Source organism: Chryseobacterium polytrichastri (genome assembly GCF_900142445.1).
Classification (GTDB): domain Bacteria; phylum Bacteroidota; class Bacteroidia; order Flavobacteriales; family Weeksellaceae; genus Chryseobacterium; species Chryseobacterium polytrichastri.
Window position 1 is genome coordinate 119,351 of record NZ_FRAV01000008.1, and the last position, 18,226, is coordinate 137,576.

Here is an 18,226-nt window from a genome sequence, read left to right on the forward strand (position 1 = left end):
TAACCACTGAACCAACTTTTTTGGCAAACGCCTGTTAGCGGTTCGGTGTTTTTTTATTTCAGTTATAGTTGTCAAATTGTCGGAAAGTGAAAAAGCATTACTTCAACTTGAATCTTTTTTTTGCTGTCGTCTGGCAGAATAAATTCATAGTTAATAGAATGTTCGTATGTGTCATTTATATGGCTAAAGTAATTTTTGTGTTGAGTAATTTCGGTTTTTATTGTGCTTACAATATTTGTCAATTCTTTTTGATTAACAAAAAATATTAACGCTGTCTTAGAGTCTCTGTGTGTTAAATAGCCCAAAAGTTGGTCAATAGCCTTTAAAAATTCCTTTTGACCTTTCCAAAATTTACATTCTGCTACAAAAAGATTTGTTCCGTCTTTAGCATATTTCAAGAGAATGTCTGTCTTACCTTTTTTGTTGAATGCTTCACCAACACCTGTAGTTGCTTCATATCTTGTTTCAAGGAATAGCAAAAAAACATCTCTTAAATCTTCTTCGTGTTTATCTTTGTAAATTGAAGGCTTTCGCTCTATTGCTTTTCCAACATTATACAATACCTCCCTAATGTCTGCATAAACTTCTTGTTGAAGAATTGGAACTTTTTCTTTCGCTACAGTTTTGCTTGTTTCTGTCGCTGGTGTTGGAATTGCTTTTTTTACAATAGTTGGAGGAAGTAAATATTCTGTTGATTTTGGATTTACTTTCAATCCAATTTTTTCCATAAAGTCAAACTTTTTTGAAACAACTTCTTTTCTACTTTCTATGGATTGTTGAATTAAAGTTTCAAGTCGGTCATTCCAAGGTTTAATTTCAGCGTGTATCGTTGGTAAGTTTGTACTCACCGTCCCAATGATTTTGTTTATTTCTGAAAAATATGCATTCTCATCAAATTGAGTCAATGTGATAATTGCTTTAATATTTGATTTACCAATGACTACGTTTTTATCGAGATAAACAACTGTTGAATGGGAAGGCATACAATAGAATAAGTTGTAGTCACCTTCAAACGGAATAGTTACTGTAATCTCAACAACGTTTCGATTATACATTTCTCCCCAATCATTCCTGATTTGTCTTGTTGTTTCTCTTGGCTGTGACGGCTCAGGTTGACCGATTATGATTGGATATATTGTGAATTCATTTTTTATTTTTTCGACAAGTTCTATAATATCCGTGTTGTCAGTTACTTCTAATTTGTCAATATGTTGTAAAAAGGATTTTCTTTGATTAGATAACACTTCACTCAAATAATATTTTTGAAATAAGTCACTCATATTTTGTTTTCTGTTTGTTATTTACACTGACCGCTAACTTTTGTCTTTACGCATTGCGTAAAGACAAACTATATGATATTGGCAAAGCCATTTATGCTACTATTTTTTGACAGCCTATTCATTTTTTTAAGGCTTTCAAAGCATAAATCTAAAAATATAAATTTTTATCACTTAAAAGTGATTTTTTATTTTTATAGTTAAAATTTGATTAATTCACTAATGTAATAATAAGAATTATTTGGTGTTTACGGCAATCCGTATTTATACGGAAATCATATATAAAAACTTGATTTATTTTTTAATTCCCATTTTTTTTATTTCTTCATCAGTATGATGATCAAGAATTTTAGCATACCTGTAAAATGTTGCCCTGGTCAATCCTAAGGGTTTGTAAATATCTTCCGGACGTAGTGTTGGATCTTTATAAATTGAGCGTAGAAGTAATAGCTTTGAAATTGTTTCTGTGGTATAACCTTTTGGCCTTCCTCCTGTTCTTCCTCTTGCTCTGGCAGATTGCAATCCTGCATTGGTTCTTTCTCTTATCAACTCCCTTTCGTACTCAGCAAGAGAAGCCATTAAATTTAAAAATAGCCTGCCATTAATCGTTGAAGTGTCAACACCATCTACAAGACCTTTTATTATAATTCCTTTGTCACTTAAACTTAAGACAAGATCAATGATATTTTTTAAACTTCTACCCAATCGATCAAGTCGCCAAACATACAATTCATCACCTTCCCGAAATTGTTCAACCATCTTGTCAAGCTCAGGTCGATTTTTTGTAGCGCCTGAAATTTTCTCCTGATAAATTTTCTCACAACCAGCTTTTTCTAAAGCTTCAATTTGCAAATCCAAATTTTGATCTTTGGTTGAAACCCGTGCATATCCTATTTTCATAATTTGTTACATTAAACTCATACGTCATAAATTTATGAAACTGTGTTTAGTGATACGAGATTTTGAGAAAGTTAATTGAAAAAATAAGATTTCAAAGTGTGCATCTTTTAAAATCTCAAAATACTACCGTTTTCTATATGAGCTTTTATAAATCTAGTTCAGTGAAAAATAAAAATTTAGAAGATGATTTTATAAAAATATTTAATCTTAAAGAGTTTTCTGATGATCAATGGAATGTTTTTTTTAAGAAATATAATTAAGATAATCTTTACCACGCCATAGGTCAATATTTACTCTTACATTAATCTGAAGGTAGGGTAGTTAAAGATTTGATATCTAATGATAAAAGAAGCGATGTTTTTTTTATAGTATAGAAATTAATTGCTGATTTTGAAAGTAAAAGGTGCAGATGAAAAATATTAACTAAGCTGATAATTAGAAATCACTAATCCCAACATAAAATGAACATAATCCTGGTCAGCAGTTTTTCTGTTAATCAGTTTGTTTTTGTAATCATAAGAATTGATAACATTAATTAATTTTTGATAGGTATCAAATTCATCGTTTTTAATCTTTATCCTTAAATGTCCATTTCTTGTGGTTATGATATCATTATTCAGTGTTCTAACCTTAAATAAAATGTGACTAAGTTTTTGATTAAATCGCATTTTTCCTGTATATCTTTCAACAATATTCACTTTGAATGCATCAAAAATGATAGTATTAAAAACAATATTAGAGCCTTGTTTCTGGGTATTGAGTTCAAGGGTATAATTCATCAATTTATTTTTTGCAAATTTAGGCAGAAGCTAAAAGAATTCAAAATAAATAAAGCCCAGATTTATCACATGAGTGTGTACCGATGGAGTTAATATGAGCTTTAATTTTTTATTCGTTCGAACCCTCATTATATACCTTGCGTTCCTAAAAATATTATCTTTGCTTACTAGAATAACTATGGATGAATAAGTCTGGGCTGAGTTGCTTCAATTTGAGGTTCTATGTGATCATAGTACCAAATCAGGGTGTTCTGGCGATAATGAATTATCGTTGAAAAGATAGACTTTGTAAGCTTTATAATTAATTATAATATATTTTATCGTTTAAACAAATATCATGCAGATGGAAGAGCGAAACCTTAGTGTGAAATCTGGTATATACGTCATTAGGCAACTCGAAGAATCGGAATTTTTATTATATAAAGATATGCGGTTGGAGGCTTTAAAAGTTGAACCCGCCATGTTTAGAGTAACGGTTCCTCCAGAAACAGAGATTACTGATAATGAGTGGCAAGAAAGAATAAAAGAACCTAGAGCTGTTTTTGGACTTTATGCAGAGGATGTGCTGATAGGAATTACGAGTATTATACTTCTTGATCATGAAGAAGCTTATTTGGGACAATCTTATATTAAAAAAGTACATAGAGGAAAGGGATTATCATCACTTTTTTATAAAATTAGGATGGATTGGGCGTTAGCAAAACGTTTGAAAAGAATTAGAGTAAGTCATAGAGAAAGTAATCTCGCATCAAAGGCTGCCAATCAAAAATTTGGCTTTAGGTATACCCATACTGAGCCTTGTAAATGGCAGGATGGACACTCGGAGGATGTTTTGTATTATGTTTTAGATCTGATCTAACTTCATATTTTTAAGGTTGTATTTATCCGAAACTTTACAAAAATTGTTAAGTCTGTTCTTATCATTATAGAATCTTGATATAATGTTAAGCCTACGCATGTACTACATATTTGTATAATAGAGGGGATGACTTCTCCTGTTTTCTACATTAACCGTGACATTCACTGTCAAGTAGAGCCATAGCCTGCTATCTGTTTTCAATAAGTACTATTGGTCTATAAATTATAGCCTCATTATATGAAGCTATGGAAAAAAAGAAAACTCATGACACAGAAGCCATACAGAAAGTAGGGGATACTTTGCTCGTATTACATCATAAGAATAATACGATTCGACTTGTTAATGGCGTAAATCCTCAAGGTCAGCTAAAGGAAGTATTACCTCAACATAAAGGTTCTGATGAAGTTCTTCATATTGAGGCTAATGATGAGTCGTTTGCTCAATTCTTTTCGGATTTCTACAATCAGCTGAAAAACCCTTCTGATTTTTCATTTTTTAAGGTAACGGAATATGACGCTGTTGAAACTGCTAAGGAGCTACAGGCTTATGTTACGAATGCATCAAAGGATGAAAAGGAAGGACTTAAAGAATATGAGATATCAATAGATGCGGTAAAGGACCGAACTGTTCAGTCTGTTGCTCAATCTTTTGATTCTAATAAAGTAGGACCTCCTTATCGGTATCAGATTGAGCAGATTAATTGGGGGATAATGGAAAAGTTTGGACTGAATCAGGAAAAGCTTGAAAAACTGAATGTAATGGAGCCTTTACTCAAAGGATATAAAACACCTCATCTGATTCCTGTTAAGATTAATTTGGGTAAAGCGATTACTATAATGGATGCAAGACTTTCGCTTCAATGTAATGATGTTGGAGAAGTGGAACCCTGCATTCATGGAATCCGTAAAGAGCCTGATCTTAATAATGCATTCTTTGGACATATTTTTACGGTAGAAGATAAAAGGAAGCTTCTCGAAACAGGAAATATGGGGAGGATTGTTAATCTGGTTAATCCTAAGACGGATGAGGTGATTCCTTCGGTGATTAGCAGAGATCGGCTAACTAATGAACTGGTGGCTTGGAGATCGGGATCTATTAGAGTTCCGTTGGTGATTTGTGGGGTGACTTTGAATGAAGTACATAAAAAACGCTTAAAGAAGGGAAAGTTTTGTTTATTGAAAATATGTTGTCTAAGAAAGGAACTTTGTTTAATTCGAATGTACAGTTTAATGCAGATAAAGGCTATGTGGAGTTTTTATTTAAGAAGAATATTAAGAGTCTTAGGTTGGGAGATTTGGGGAGTAGAGGTAAAGGTGAGGTTCCGACTGTATTTAGAGGGAAGACGCTTCGTTTATGGCAGATGGATAGATTAAAGGCAGGGGAGACGGCTTATGTTGATGGATTGGTTGATGGGAACGGGAAGAAGTATCAGGGGTATTTGAGGTTTGATAAGGTGAAGGGGAGGTTGGAGTTTTCGTTTAGGAATGAGAAGAAGGAAAAGATAAATAAGAATGGTATTATCTCGAAAGGAAGGAAACTTTGATGCTATATAGACCTTGTGGTTTTTGTATGTTTTTTCTTAGATGTATTTTTCTTATAAATAAAAAAATGGAGATGAGATTGCTACAGCTTTGAAAAGGTTTTAATATCTGTGTGGGTGATTTTTTTCATGCATGGAATCCATAACACAAATAAAAAAAAGTCAAAACCTATCACCAGAATCATTAGCAAGCTTTATCTCACGTGTTCCCGATAATTTTAAATCATGGCTCTCAGAAAATCTTGAGAGTTTGCAGAAGAGAAAAAGTAAGCCTTATTTCTTAAAGGAAAATAAAAATCTAATTAAGTTTTAACATTTTACTTTTGTCGGATCCTAGGAAATGCAATTCTAAATAAAATTTCACATCTTGTTTAAACCTTATTCCATACTCTTCGCCAACATTAATACGATAGGATTCGTAATGATTTAGCTTTTTGTATATAAATGTATCAAGACTTCCGAAATCAGTGTCTTCCTTTTCATTATTATTAGTGAGTCTGGTTTTGGAAATTGAATATCCGTCTATAACTATTGGTTTTTGAGATATGGAAGTAATAACAATACCTTCAAGTCTATCTGACTGAAAATCATAATCAATTGATACAGCAACTTTCTTTTGGCGATAAACTATGAAAACTATTACGTCTTTAATAATAATTCCCACAGAAAGTAATAAAGCCAAGCCTGCAATTAGATCGCTGTTTTCCATAAAATGTTTTTGTAAATATATTAAAAATCCCCGACCTTAGCCGAGGATAAAACTAATAACCATGTAAGCAGTATAGTTTACTCAGACTTAATTTAATCAGCTCTACATCTGATTGCCAGTAGAAATTAATTCCATTTAGCCTTTCTTGAATTTTTTCTGCCATTTCTGTGAAGTCAAGTTCCATAATAGCTTCGTAAACGTCATCGGTATCACAACCCGTATCACCTGCATGATTATCAGATATTGTATCAGCCAAATGAACTTTTAATTCTTCTGCATCCATTCCTGAAGGGTGAGAAGCGTCTTTATTACAAAGAGTTGGTTTTTTATTCCAATTAACATCATCTTCACTGTTATGCTCTAAATCCATTAGTGCTTGATAGCCATCTTCTGGATACACGAAATATTTATAACCTTGTTCAATTGCTTGTTTTAGTGTAAGTTTTTCCATTATTGCAGTATTTGTTGATTCAGATTACAAAAGTACATAAAAACATGTACAAATACATAAAATCATGTACTTATTTAAAATTTATTTTATCTTTGCCTTATGACAGTAGAGGAATACTTGAAAACAAATAAAGCAGTTAACATTTCAGAGGTGGCAAAATTGATGTTCCCAAACAATAAGACTGCGCCTCTATATCTTACAAATAAGCTCAATAAAACAGCAAATCGAACATTCACCAAGAAAGATTCTGTTGATGCGTTAAAAGCTCTTAAAACGCTTTACGGAAGTATTAATGATTTGACTATTGAGTGATTAATCTTTTGTATATTCGGCATTCGAAAAAATTAATAAACATGGAGGTTAGAAAAGATTTTATTTCAGTTGAAGCAGAAATCTATAAAGCTATATTATTATCAAAAAGTCTTCAGGAATTAGATAGTAATTGGTCTCATGACAAGAATAATGAAGATATGCATCTTATATATGGATATGACCCTAATGAATATAGAAAAATTGAAGTATTATATTCCTATGGTAGATCCATGGCAAGATCTCTAGCATATGACTTATATTCTGTAAATTATGCAGATAAACATGGTACCTTGTACTCTTGGGTGCAAAAAATAGAAAATGATTGGGTTGATCAGGTACAATCGTATGAAAAAATTATTAGTAATGCTTTAGATGCTCAATCAAAGACTCGTAGATTTAATTGTGTAATTCAGATGGTTCAAACATTGCAAGACCAAATAAAAATTCTTGAAAGCGTGTTGATATTGATAGCGATACTTAAAACTAAAGATTTATATTTGTTAGAGGAAAGAGTAATTAATAAAACAATGTCTGCTGTGAGTAAAAATAGTAATACAATAGAAAGTGATGAATATGATGTTTTTATAAGTCACGCATCAGAAGATAAAGGTACGTTTGTAGAGACTTTTTGTGAACATTTATCAGCTGAGAATATAAAATTCTGGTATGATTCAAATGAAATAGGCTGGGGAGAAAGTCTAGTAAGAAAAATTAATCAAGGTTTATCAAAGTCAAAGTATTCAATAATTGTTTTGTCTAAAAGTTTTGTTGATAAAAAATGGACAAATAAAGAACTTGAGGCGGTTTTAAATATTGAAACAAATACAGGGGATGTCAGAGTCTTACCTTTGATGCTAGGTAATTCAGATGAGATTAAATCAATACTCGACCAATATCCACTTCTATCGACAAAAAGATATTTGAAAGTGAGCGATGGTATTTCGGCTATCGTCGAAAACTTAAAGAAAGTTCTTTCTAAATAAAAACCCGTGACCTCAAAAGAATACACCGAATACGACCGCCTCACCCACGAAATGGAGCTACACTTTATAGCTTTCACACCTCAATTTATGGGATATTGTGAAGATGTTATTTTCAGTGAGGAAATTGCGGAACTTTCGTATTTCTGTTTTCACTTCTACAATGACAACTACCTTTCCCATCTTTATCAGAAACTATCTCATAGAATAGAACGATTGTACAAGAAAATAGATTCGGAACAATTTCCGGATCTCTCAAATGGTTTTGCTAATCTCCTTATTTACCTAAAAGAACCTATTGCCAGGGAAAATGACCTGGAATACAAAGCTGAGAATTTTGCCTATTGGAGAAATCAGATAGTACAAGACACTTCTTTAGCTCATAATGGAGGTTTTAGGAAGTATTTAGTTACATTGTAGTTATTGTTTTTTTGAGAGGGCTTTTTGTTATATTTGTAGAAAACTAATAATTATGATGGAATACACACCAAAATTAAAAAAATTAGATCTAAAACAAGCAAAATCATACTTAAGTGAGCAGAGCATTTCATTTAGTAATAAGACAGTTTTAACCTCTTCTGCGATTATTTTAATGTCATTAAATTTTTTGGTTGTTAATGAAATAGATATACAAGGTGTTAAGGTCACGATTAATGGAAGAATTCTGATCTTCGTATTACTGCTTATAAACTTATATTACTTCTTGCAGTTCAAATTGTCTTCAGAAGTAGATAATAATCCAGCAGAACTACTACCAGAAGATTATCTAAATATGCAAAATGAGATATCAAAAATAATCAGTAATGGGAAGGAAGTATTAAATAAACAACTTAGTAGGCAGGAAGAAATAAATGAAGAAATAAAAAAGTACGGTATAGATTCAAATGAAGCAACTATACTAATCAGAGAGCTAAAATCAATAAAAGATGATATGGTTGTTAATGTTGAGTCAATAAAGATAAATCAAAAATTACTTGAAGAGGATATAAAAAAAGAATTGAAATTTAGTTCCATCGTTAAGAAGTACATGAGATTAAATATTGCTGCTCCAAATATAATTTACTTTTTGGGTCTTGGAAGCGTATTTTTAAGATTAATTATAATAATTAGTCAAGCTTTCAACACTCAAGATGAACCATTAAAATATTTATGGAATAAAGAAAAAGAAAATATAAATATTATATTTGATAATAGTGAAAAATAAATAAAGCCCCTTAATTGGGGCTATACATTAAAATTTAGCTGTTAACTATCCTTCAAAGATAGCATCACTTTTAATCTATGGAAACAAAGAAATTGTAGCATATGAACATCCTGAATTTCTTCATCAAACTGAGAATATCCTTCGTCTTTTAAATTAAAATGAATTTTGTTAACCCTGTCATTCGAAATAAAGATTTCTACATTTTCTGAATCAGAAGAATCATATCTCCAGTAGCCTGGTCCTTGTGTAAATCCGAAATCATTAAGCCAACCGCCGTTTAATTTTATTGGTTCAATTTCAAAAATGTCTCCATTGTTAATACTTTCTAATAATTGTTCGTCAATCTTTGTACGAACTTCGCTAACGTTGACATAACTGCCAACTAAAATTTGTTCTGTTATCATAATACAAAAATAACAATGGTTGTCCAGAATAGCAAAAGCATTAATTCTCAGATTAATGCTTTACTGTAAACGCTTATTGTGTCGGAGTTTAGACCGAGTTTAAAAATTGCTGTATTCTATATCTTTTCCTTTAAGTGCGAAGAAAAGGTTTTGTAATTGGTGAACGTATTTTACTAGTATTGACTCACGATTTGTAAGATACTCTATTTCTGAAAATTCACCGTTCTTATTCCATAATTGAAATCCATCAAGCTCATAGGTGTAAAGAGTATATTCATTTTCAGGCATTAGAGTAAATCCATACTTTAATATCCACTCTTCATTTAATGCAATTGGTGTTAAATATGCATTTTCACTATTTATAGCTAATCTAAAATCATCAACATTTACTCCTCTAGGTTCTTTACTTCCCTTTATATTAATTAATTCTTTTATATCCATAATTCAAATTTAAGCTATATGAAGTTAAAAATCTTCAATTGTTTTAGGTTGAGGAATCTTTTTAAATACTATTCCGTTCTTTGGTGATTTAGACGAAATTCAAAAATTGGTTGGGGTCAAAAGAGGAAAATTATGAAAAACAGATGGTTTTTCATAAAACTAAAAATAGGATATCTTTCATTGAATACCTTAGGGTTTCTATTCTGGAAGATTATTTATTTACAATGTCATTTTTACGGTATTTTCACGATAAGCATTCAAGTAAGTAGCCTAAAATCGACGGCTGTATTTGTTATATATCATCAATTGTCTTTATCAGTATTGTAAAGTAAAAATAAAATCCTAAGTATATTCACTTAAGATTTTTCTATATTATTTAAATCAATTTTCTTATTATGATCATATTTCAAAAGTATTTCTGGTTCTTCAAGTAGACCTCTAGCTAAATCTAGTAATGTAGTGAAAGCTAAATTTCTCTTTCCATTCTCTACATCACTTACTGTTGATTTGGTTAATTTATTACTATTATTTACCACGTCATCTTGACTCAGATCTTTATCAATTCTGAGTTTGCGAATGTGTAGGCCAAACCTTATAAGTTCCAGTTCCTTTTCGTCCATAACATTATTTTTACAAAAGGCGGAATTTTTTACAAAACAAATGTTATAAGATCTTATAACAAATGAAAATATTTTAGTATATTTGATGAATAAATTATAGAAATTGTAATTTTGCGATACTTCAACGAAAATTAGAAGCTATTGCTTAGAATCTTGTAATAGAAAACTGGTAATTTTTAAAGCAACAAGAGGATAAGTAAGTAAGCTCACGACCTAGGCGTGGGCTCTCTTATCTGTTGCACGGTATACCAGTACCTCTATTACAGATATTGTAGAGTTCCACGCCGTTTTTTTATTCCAATGCAGTCCGCTATCTCTACTTCCTAAGCCTGCTTTACAAAATATAGTATCAAATGACACGATACAATGGGCCTGTACAATCCATTGCGGCTTTACAGCTTTCACGGGAACACAAATTTCATTCATATTAATTAGGCTTTCCGGTGCCTTTTGGTCACTGTTTAAAGATTTTATATGTCTTTTTTCAGGACAAAGGGTACCAAAGGAAACTATTGTTTTCAAATACATGAATTCTGGAGTGATAATATAAAAAATGGAATAGAATCAAAAGTATTTAATAAAAAAGCCCCTTCCATATAGTTTGAGACCTAGGAAGGAGCCGTAATTATTGAATCGTTTAATTAAAAACATAACAAAACTATGAAAAAATCCTATAATACTATAGGAAGCATTGGCTTTGCTTTTATGTTGACCCTTGTTTGCGGTCACATAAAAGCTCAGACCAAGATTGTTACGGGGAAAGTTACTGCAGGAAATCTGCCTCTTTCGGGAGTTAGCATCTCACAGGAGGGGAGTGATCAGGTCACAGTTACCACTATTCAAGGTATTTACCAGTTGCAAATCAAAGGGGGAAATCCTGTTCTGATCTTTCGGCATCCTGATTATCCGCAGCAAAGGGTTGAGGTGGAGGAAAGAACGTTTATCAATGTCTCTTTGTTGGAGAGGATGGCGGGGATTGAGGAAGTGGTTGTGAATGCAGGCTATTATAAGGTTAAGGATAAGGAACGGACGGGGAGTATTGCGAAGGTTTCCGCAAAGGATATCGAGAATCAGCCTGTAACAAATGTGCTTTCTGCGGCGCAGGGAAGAATGGCAGGGGTGAGTATTACGCAGAATTCGGGCGTTCCGGGAGGAGGTTATGATATTCAGATCAGGGGAAGGAACAGTCTTCGAAATAAAAGTAATAGTGACATTGATGGAAATCAACCCCTGTATGTCGTAGACGGTATGCCGATCGGGGGTGAAATGAACTCCCTGTATTCAACACAGATCCTGCCCGGACACAGCATGAACCCGCTCAACAGTATTAATCCACAGGATATTGAAAGCATTGAAATTTTGAAAGATGCAGATGCTACTGCCATTTATGGTTCAAGAGGAGCCAATGGAGTGGTATTGGTAACAACTAAAAAAGGTAAATCAGGAAAAGTAGGACTTAGTTTTAATACGACCTATGGGCTGAGTCAGGTGTTATCGAAAATGAAAATGCTGAGTACTTCGCAATATCTGGATATGCGGAGACAGGGATATGCGAATGATGGAATAACAAATTATCCTGCTACGGCTTATGATGTTAATGGCGTATGGAATCAGAAAAGAGAGACGGATTGGCAAAAGGAACTGATCGGAAATACCGCCAGTTCTTCTTCCACGCAGCTCTCCTTAACAGGAGGAAATGACACCACCACTTTCTTACTGAGTGTAGGACATCAGGAGCAGTCTACCGTTTTTGCCAAAGATTTTAAGTATCTCAGCAATACGCTATCCAATACAATTTCACACCGATCTAAAGACAATGCTTTTCAGCTGAAAATATCGAACCTTTTTTCCATGCAGAAAAACAATGTGATTAATGAGGATGTCACCAAGAAATCATTATTTCTATCCCCCAATGCGCCTGCATTATATCATGAGGATGGCAGTTTGAACTGGGAGCATAACACCTTCATGAATCCCATTGCTGCCTATAACGGCACATATTCAAACGAAAACAAGCAGTTTTTAACCAATATCAATACCCAATACCAGATCGTAAAAAATATTATTATCAAGCTCAATGGCGGAATCAATTATCAGACACTGGAAGAAAGGGCTCTTCAGCCTAATACTATTTATAATCCATCTTTTGCAACAGGGCAATCCAGTGCCTATTCAAGCGCTTCAAAAAATAATCAGGAACGTTTTTCTTTAATACTGGAGCCACAACTGGGTTGGCAGTATGCGTATAATAAGCATAAAATAGATGTGCTGGTAGGGGGAACTTTTCAGAGAGAGGTTAATAAGCAGGGTTCTATGGTAGGAATTGGCTTTGAAAGCAATGTTTTTATTGAGAATATTGGTGCGGCGCAAACGAAGATCATCTCTGATCAGTTTCGGACTGAATACAGGTATGCTGCTGTTTTTGGAAGAATTAACTATCAGTTCGATCATCGGTATATCCTGAACATTACAGGTCGTAGAGATGGCAGCAGCCGTTTTGGACCCAATAACCGTTTTGCTAATTTCGGAGCGGTGGGAGCAGCGTGGATATTCTCTAAAGAAAAATTCTTGGAAAAAGCAAAATGGCTGAGCTTTGGAAAACTGCGGGGTAGTATAGGAACGGCAGGAAGTGATAACATTGGAGACTACCAATATTTAGATACCTATACGGTTTCTTCATTGATCTACAATTCTGTTACCGGACTTACGCCCTCCCGTCTCTATAATCCTGATTACAGTTGGGAGAAAACGACAAAACTTGAAGCTGCATTGGAATTAGGTTTTCTTAAAAATAGGATCAACGTTACGGGCTCATGGTACAGAAACCGTTCGAGCAATCAGCTCATAGGGGTACAGCTGCCATCCATGACCGGTTTTGGTTCTGTCCTTGCCAATCTACCTGCCACTGTAGAAAATTCAGGAATAGAGTTTGAACTGAGCGCTTCTCCAATTAAAACGGAGCACTTTAAATGGGAAACCTCTTTTAATCTCAGTTTTCCTAAAAACAAACTCTTGTCTTTTCCTGATCTCGAAGGCTCTACCTATGCCAATCAATATCTGATAGGATATCCTACCACTATTGTAAAATTATATCGGCTGGAAGGAATTGATCCGAAGACGGGACTGTATGTATTTACCGATTTTAATGGGGATGGAAAGATCTCTTCGCCCGATGATAATAAGGTCATTGAAAATATAGGGGTGAAATATTTTGGAGGCTGGAGTCATACGTTGACCTATAAAAACTGGGATCTTTCTGTACTGTTTCAGTTTGTCAGCCAGAGAAACAGAAATTACAACAGCCTGATGCCCACTCCCGGAGGAATGAATAATCAACCTGTTGAGGTATTGGATGTATGGTCCCCTGATCATCCTGGTGGATTCTATATGCCGTACAGCGGAGGTTCTAACGGTTCTAAAAACACAGCACAAAACTATTTTAGAAATAGTACGGGTTCTGTGTCAGATGCCTCATTCATCCGTCTTAAAAATGTACAGCTGAGCTATCGTATTCCTTTACAGAATTCTGCTTTCCGAAATGTGAAGGTCTATTTTCAGGGACAAAACCTTATGACATGGACCCGTTATTTTGGAATGGATCCCGAATTCCTTTCGCTGGGGTATCTGCCCCCTTTAAGAACCTATGCGCTTGGGGTACAGTTTACCCTGTAAGACCATCACAAAAAAGTAAAACAAAACAGTTGTTCTTAACAACGAAATAAAATCTTTAAAAATGAAAACATCCATTATACGATATATTTTCTTTTTCATGGCGGTGCAGTTCTTCTGTACCTCTTGTGAAAAACTCATAGAAGTTCAGATGCCGGATAATCAAATTAACACCAAACAGGTATTTGAAGATGTACAGACTGCGAATGCAGCTTTAGCCGGATTATATGCCGGATTGTGGGATAATTCTCCTTTATCAGGAGATCAGTCAGGAAAATTATTGGGAAGCTATACCGATGATCTGAACTGTTATGCCGTTACGGCAACCAATGGCGCTTATGATATCTATATTAACCAGCAGGTGGATACCAATACCGCAGTGTATTCGTATTGGTCTTCAGCCTACGAAAAGATCTATGCTGCCAATTCGATTATAGAGGGAGTGGAACATTCTTCTTTGCCTTCGGTAGAAAAAAATAGAGTTAAAGGAGAGGCTTTATTGGTAAGAAGCATGCTGTATTTCTATCTGCAACAGATGTTTGGAGATATTCCGTATGTTGTCAGCACCGATTATCAGCTTAACCGAATACTGTCAAAAACATCGGCTTCAGACATATCGGCAAGGTTAGAAATCGACCTGAGTCAGGCCATCAGTTGGTTGGTGGATGATTACCGCAATGCAGAACGTATTTTTCCTAACCGTAAAGTAGCCCAGTTACTGCTTGCCAAAGTATATATGACGGAGGGTAAATGGAGTGATGCGGAAACCCTATTAAAAGGGATTGTACAAAGTTCTTTGTATCAGTTTGAAAACGATATCACCAAAGTCTTTACGAAGTCGGAAAAACATATCCTATGGCAGCTCAAACCCAAGAACTCGGGGGATCCTACGAAGGAAGTGATCTTATATTATTTCTCCAATGCCCTTCCTAATAATTATGCTGTTTCTGAAGATCTGATGAATAGTTTTTCGAATAATGATCTAAGAAAATTGAACTGGATCACTCCTGTTACTGTAAACGGAAATACCTGGTATCGGGTGGATAAGTATAAGAATAGAACCGTTAATAATACAGAGTATTCCGTTATTATTAGATTGGAAGAAGTTTATTTTCTATTGGCAGAATCCTTAGTCCAGCAGAATATGCTACAGGAAGCAGTGTCTTATATCAATCCTACCAGAGTACGTGCAGGCCTTACCGCTTTATCCAATCAATTGCCTAAAGCACAGCTAATAGATGAAATCCTGTCAGAACGGAGAAAAGAATTTTTTGCAGAGATGGGACACCGCTTTTTAGACTTAAAAAGACTGGGCCGTCTGCATACACTCCTTACGGTAAAACAGAACTGGAAAGACACTCACCAACGTTGGCCCATTCCACAAAACGAACTGCTTTTAAATCAACATTTAAATCCACAAAATGCAGGGTATTAAACTACAAAAGGCTAAGATGATGTTTAGTATAAATTACCTGATGCTTCTGTTAGGGCTGCTTTGTTATACTTCTGTTCTTGGGCAAACAGATTCTTCTTTTAAGGATAATCTGATTAAAAAGAATCAGACAACAACCCATCAGGATACGATGCAAATCTGGAAGTCAAAATTCTTCAAAGTGAATATCACCGACTATTCCCCGGATGGAAGATGGATAGCAGTAAAGAAATGGTATGATTATAACGCAGATACGATGATGATAATGGATGCCAACAGATCAAATGCTGTAGAAGGCTATCTGGTCAAAAAGAACCAGCTTACATTTTTGAAAGCAAATGTTCTTTTAGCGAGTGGGAATTCACAGACAGACTTATGGAATTTGATCACCCATCAAAGAAAGATATTTGAAAATATCAGTAAGACAGATGCATTACAGACCGTCAATCAGTTTGCAATGCTGAGCAAGGATAAAGGTTTAACGGTGTACGACTATCACGGAACTTTATTACAGTCTGTTCCTAACGTAACCAATTATATCACGGATGGACGCCAAAAAGTGTATGCAGAAAGAAGAGTAGGAGAGTGGAGTGAAATAATATTGATTGAAAATGCAAAACCCCAGCAAGGAGAAAAGAATTTCAATTATAGAAACAACAACAACAACAACAACAACAACACGAATGAAAAGAGTAAAGAACCTACCGTTTTATTTTCCACAAAGAATAAAATAGAGCGTTTTGAACTAGGTCCTTCCGGTAAACAGGTGATGATTACCGAAAAAGAGGAGACAACAGCTAAACGGAATCTTATTTTTATTAGTACTTCCGCTATTGCCGATCAAACACCATTGTATCCATTGGGGAGGGATACTCAGGACGCCGATTTTTTTAAAGTAACAGAAATTCAGGATGGAGAAATGTATTGTATTGAATCTCAAAAATATGTAAAACATAAAAATAATGTAGAGATATGGTATGGAAACGATGGAGCCTTGAAGGATATGGAGTATGGAACTGTTAAACGGGACTATGTAGTATGGTATCCCAAAGGCAATTCAATAACAAGAATTCCTACTGACCAATTTGAATCTATAGCTAGTTTCAATAATACCCTTTATTTTCTGGCTTTTAATAAAGCAGAACTGCAAAATTATGTCAGCTGGATTCCTGATATAAATATGAATCTCTTTGACATTAAAACAGGAACTTTTCAACAGTTAGATGCCATAAAACCTTCGCTTTATAGTTCTAAAAGTGGAAACTGGTTCATTTATCCGGACTTGAAAAATAACTGGGTGTTGTATAACCCGAATACCCAAATAAAGAAGCGGATAGGGGATTTCCATCTTAAAACTCCTGTATTCAGCTTTGATGAGAAAATGATTTACTTTGAAAGTGAAAATGATCTGTGGGAATATCATATTGAGAGTGAATCTTTGCACTCTTTACACATGGGCAAGAACAAAAAGACTGAAATCCTCAATAAAAAAGAAACGAGCTTGATCGATGGATTTAATTTTTTTCAGCATAGGATTGACAATGCAGATTTTCTCCTTGTTAAAGTGAGTGATCTGGTCAATAATGAAGTATCCGTAGTGCAATGGGATGGTCATACCATAAGAACGGTAGTAAGCCCAAGAATTGCTAACATTAAAAATATTAAATATGATGCAGATAGGAAGAAATTTTGTTTTGTAGAAGAATCTTTTAATATGCCTTCACAGGTTGTAGAATATAATATAAGAAAGGGTAATGAACATCCGGTATTTGAAGATAGAAGAGATCAGGAGTCAATAGGAATGAGGCAGGAAATGATTCATTATAAAAATACAGAGGGAACGCCTTTAAAAGGAATTTTATATTATCCTATAGGGTTTAACCACCAAAAGAAATACCCGATGGTGGTCCGTGTTTATCAGGTGCAGAGTGATGAAGCAACGCAGTATCTGACCCCGGGATATAATAACCCTATTTGTTTTGATCTTCGGGCACTCCTCAAAAGAGGTTATTTTGTTCTTATGCCAGATATTGTTTTTACGAAAACAGGAACAGGATTATCGGCGTTAGACTGCGTGAATAAGGCTCTCGATGAAGTGAGTAAAAATCAAAATATAGATATGGATAAAACGGCTTTGATTGGGCATTCTCATGGAGGATATGAAACCAACTTTATCGCCACACATTCTGATCGTTTTGCGGCTTATATTTCGGGGGCAGGAAACAGTGATATCATAAGGTCGTATTTTTCGTACAACTATAATTTCAGCAGTCCTTTTTACTGGCAGTTTGAAAACGGACAATACGAAATGAACATTCCTTTTGCTGAAAATAAGGAATTGTATGTCAGAAATAATCCCATCTATAATGTTGAGAAAGTTAATGCACCGATACTATTATGGGCAGGGAAGAAAGATGAGAATATAGCCTGGGATCAGGGTATGGAATTTTATGTTGGCCTGAGAAGAAATAAAAAAGAGGTCATTGCTTTATTCTATCCTGAGAAAGGTCATGATCTTGAGCCCAACACTGAAGAAAGAAGAGATCTGCACCGAAGAGTATTGGAATGGCTGGATTATTTTTTGAAAGATAAAAAGGAAATCACGTGGATTAATAAACAAATAAAGAGGGGATCTCATGAATAAAAACA

General features: G+C 34.3%; 17 protein-coding genes. 9 read left to right on the forward strand and 8 right to left on the reverse strand.

All coding sequences use genetic code 11. The annotated features are described in order from the left end of the window. Positions 1-71: 71 nt before the first annotated feature. The 3 genes from BUB80_RS06985 to BUB80_RS07000 all read right to left on the reverse strand — a co-directional run bounded on the left by BUB80_RS06985 (position 72) and on the right by BUB80_RS07000 (position 2,956). Positions 72-1,280, reverse strand: coding sequence for a hypothetical protein (locus tag BUB80_RS06985; RefSeq protein ID WP_073292184.1), 1,209 nt, complete (start codon positions 1,278-1,280; stop codon positions 72-74). A gap of 291 nt (positions 1,281-1,571) precedes the next feature. Then, positions 1,572-2,177, reverse strand: a complete 606-nt coding sequence (locus tag BUB80_RS06990) for a recombinase family protein (RefSeq protein ID WP_073292186.1) — start codon at positions 2,175-2,177, stop codon at positions 1,572-1,574. Between the two features lie 419 nt (positions 2,178-2,596). Next, positions 2,597-2,956: a hypothetical protein gene (locus BUB80_RS07000; RefSeq protein ID WP_054509498.1), complete on the reverse strand. Its 360-nt coding sequence runs from the start codon at positions 2,954-2,956 to the stop codon at positions 2,597-2,599. A 433-nt stretch (positions 2,957-3,389) separates the two neighbouring features. Between BUB80_RS07000 and BUB80_RS07005 the strand changes: the two genes are divergently transcribed. Beyond that, the gene (locus tag BUB80_RS07005) at positions 3,390-3,815 is read left to right on the forward strand and encodes a GNAT family N-acetyltransferase (protein ID WP_175549574.1); all 426 of its coding nucleotides are present in this window, start codon (positions 3,390-3,392) and stop codon (positions 3,813-3,815) included. Positions 3,816-4,060: 245 nt separating this feature from the next. Continuing rightward, positions 4,061-5,188: a DUF4099 domain-containing protein gene (locus tag BUB80_RS07010; protein ID WP_073292190.1), complete on the forward strand. Its 1,128-nt coding sequence runs from the start codon at positions 4,061-4,063 to the stop codon at positions 5,186-5,188. 465 nt (positions 5,189-5,653) lie between these two features. On the opposite strand, the gene BUB80_RS07025 is transcribed toward BUB80_RS07010, so the two are convergent. After that, positions 5,654-6,064, reverse strand: coding sequence for a hypothetical protein (locus tag BUB80_RS07025; RefSeq protein ID WP_073292195.1), 411 nt, complete (start codon positions 6,062-6,064; stop codon positions 5,654-5,656). 52 nt (positions 6,065-6,116) lie between these two features. After that, positions 6,117-6,515 (reverse strand): hypothetical protein, encoded by a 399-nt coding sequence (locus BUB80_RS07030; RefSeq protein WP_073292197.1) that lies wholly within the window; start codon positions 6,513-6,515, stop codon positions 6,117-6,119. Between the two features lie 99 nt (positions 6,516-6,614). On the opposite strand from BUB80_RS07030, the gene BUB80_RS07035 reads away from it, so the two are divergent. From BUB80_RS07035 to BUB80_RS07050, 4 genes are read left to right on the forward strand one after another with little or no spacing between them, the layout of a single operon-like run. After that, a complete protein-coding gene (locus BUB80_RS07035) occupies positions 6,615-6,827 on the forward strand; it encodes a hypothetical protein (protein WP_073292199.1) in 213 nt (70 codons plus the stop codon). A 41-nt stretch (positions 6,828-6,868) separates the two neighbouring features. After that, on the forward strand, positions 6,869-7,810 hold the full coding sequence (locus BUB80_RS07040) for a toll/interleukin-1 receptor domain-containing protein (RefSeq protein ID WP_073292201.1): 942 nt from the start codon (positions 6,869-6,871) through the stop codon (positions 7,808-7,810). A 6-nt stretch (positions 7,811-7,816) separates the two neighbouring features. Beyond that, a complete protein-coding gene (locus BUB80_RS07045) occupies positions 7,817-8,227 on the forward strand; it encodes a hypothetical protein (RefSeq protein WP_139262579.1) in 411 nt (136 codons plus the stop codon). 52 nt (positions 8,228-8,279) lie between these two features. Further along, complete coding sequence (locus tag BUB80_RS07050; RefSeq protein WP_073292205.1) at positions 8,280-9,011, forward strand: hypothetical protein; 732 nt, start codon at positions 8,280-8,282, stop codon at positions 9,009-9,011. Between the two features lie 41 nt (positions 9,012-9,052). Here BUB80_RS07050 and BUB80_RS07055 read toward each other — a convergent pair whose 3' ends face one another. From BUB80_RS07055 to BUB80_RS07065, 3 genes are all read right to left on the reverse strand, one after another. Further along, positions 9,053-9,415: a hypothetical protein gene (locus BUB80_RS07055; RefSeq protein WP_073292207.1), complete on the reverse strand. Its 363-nt coding sequence runs from the start codon at positions 9,413-9,415 to the stop codon at positions 9,053-9,055. A gap of 99 nt (positions 9,416-9,514) precedes the next feature. Further along, complete coding sequence (locus BUB80_RS07060) at positions 9,515-9,856, reverse strand: hypothetical protein (RefSeq protein WP_073292208.1); 342 nt, start codon at positions 9,854-9,856, stop codon at positions 9,515-9,517. A gap of 356 nt (positions 9,857-10,212) precedes the next feature. Beyond that, positions 10,213-10,476: a helix-turn-helix domain-containing protein gene (locus tag BUB80_RS07065; RefSeq protein WP_073292209.1), complete on the reverse strand. Its 264-nt coding sequence runs from the start codon at positions 10,474-10,476 to the stop codon at positions 10,213-10,215. Between the two features lie 660 nt (positions 10,477-11,136). On the opposite strand from BUB80_RS07065, the gene BUB80_RS07075 reads away from it, so the two are divergent. The 3 genes from BUB80_RS07075 to BUB80_RS07085 all read left to right on the forward strand — a co-directional run bounded on the left by BUB80_RS07075 (position 11,137) and on the right by BUB80_RS07085 (position 18,221). Then, the gene (locus BUB80_RS07075; RefSeq protein WP_073292213.1) at positions 11,137-14,148 is read left to right on the forward strand and encodes a SusC/RagA family TonB-linked outer membrane protein; all 3,012 of its coding nucleotides are present in this window, start codon (positions 11,137-11,139) and stop codon (positions 14,146-14,148) included. A 61-nt stretch (positions 14,149-14,209) separates the two neighbouring features. Then, positions 14,210-15,580: a RagB/SusD family nutrient uptake outer membrane protein gene (locus BUB80_RS07080; RefSeq protein ID WP_073292214.1), complete on the forward strand. Its 1,371-nt coding sequence runs from the start codon at positions 14,210-14,212 to the stop codon at positions 15,578-15,580. Next, positions 15,567-18,221 (forward strand): alpha/beta hydrolase family protein, encoded by a 2,655-nt coding sequence (locus tag BUB80_RS07085; RefSeq protein ID WP_073292216.1) that lies wholly within the window; start codon positions 15,567-15,569, stop codon positions 18,219-18,221. The genes BUB80_RS07080 and BUB80_RS07085 overlap by 14 nt, the downstream gene beginning before the upstream one ends. Positions 18,222-18,226: the final 5 nt, after the last annotated feature.

What these genes read in the sequence shown, in the direction of transcription:
- BUB80_RS07050 (WP_073292205.1), top strand. Translation starts at nt 8,280, where the DNA reads ATGATGGAATACACACCAAAATTAAAAAAATTAGATCTAAAACAAGCA.
- BUB80_RS07040 (WP_073292201.1), top strand. Translation starts at nt 6,869, where the DNA reads ATGGAGGTTAGAAAAGATTTTATTTCAGTTGAAGCAGAAATCTATAAA.
- BUB80_RS07080 (WP_073292214.1), top strand. Translation starts at nt 14,210, where the DNA reads ATGAAAACATCCATTATACGATATATTTTCTTTTTCATGGCGGTGCAG.
- BUB80_RS06985 (WP_073292184.1), bottom strand. Translation starts at nt 1,280, where the DNA reads ATGAGTGACTTATTTCAAAAATATTATTTGAGTGAAGTGTTATCTAAT.
- BUB80_RS06990 (WP_073292186.1), bottom strand. Translation starts at nt 2,177, where the DNA reads ATGAAAATAGGATATGCACGGGTTTCAACCAAAGATCAAAATTTGGAT.
- BUB80_RS07000 (WP_054509498.1), bottom strand. Translation starts at nt 2,956, where the DNA reads ATGAATTATACCCTTGAACTCAATACCCAGAAACAAGGCTCTAATATT.
- BUB80_RS07035 (WP_073292199.1), top strand. Translation starts at nt 6,615, where the DNA reads ATGACAGTAGAGGAATACTTGAAAACAAATAAAGCAGTTAACATTTCA.
- BUB80_RS07010 (WP_073292190.1), top strand. Translation starts at nt 4,061, where the DNA reads ATGGAAAAAAAGAAAACTCATGACACAGAAGCCATACAGAAAGTAGGG.
- BUB80_RS07060 (WP_073292208.1), bottom strand. Translation starts at nt 9,856, where the DNA reads ATGGATATAAAAGAATTAATTAATATAAAGGGAAGTAAAGAACCTAGA.
- BUB80_RS07075 (WP_073292213.1), top strand. Translation starts at nt 11,137, where the DNA reads ATGAAAAAATCCTATAATACTATAGGAAGCATTGGCTTTGCTTTTATG.
- BUB80_RS07025 (WP_073292195.1), bottom strand. Translation starts at nt 6,064, where the DNA reads ATGGAAAACAGCGATCTAATTGCAGGCTTGGCTTTATTACTTTCTGTG.
- BUB80_RS07055 (WP_073292207.1), bottom strand. Translation starts at nt 9,415, where the DNA reads ATGATAACAGAACAAATTTTAGTTGGCAGTTATGTCAACGTTAGCGAA.
- BUB80_RS07085 (WP_073292216.1), top strand. Translation starts at nt 15,567, where the DNA reads ATGCAGGGTATTAAACTACAAAAGGCTAAGATGATGTTTAGTATAAAT.
- BUB80_RS07065 (WP_073292209.1), bottom strand. Translation starts at nt 10,476, where the DNA reads ATGGACGAAAAGGAACTGGAACTTATAAGGTTTGGCCTACACATTCGC.
- BUB80_RS07030 (WP_073292197.1), bottom strand. Translation starts at nt 6,515, where the DNA reads ATGGAAAAACTTACACTAAAACAAGCAATTGAACAAGGTTATAAATAT.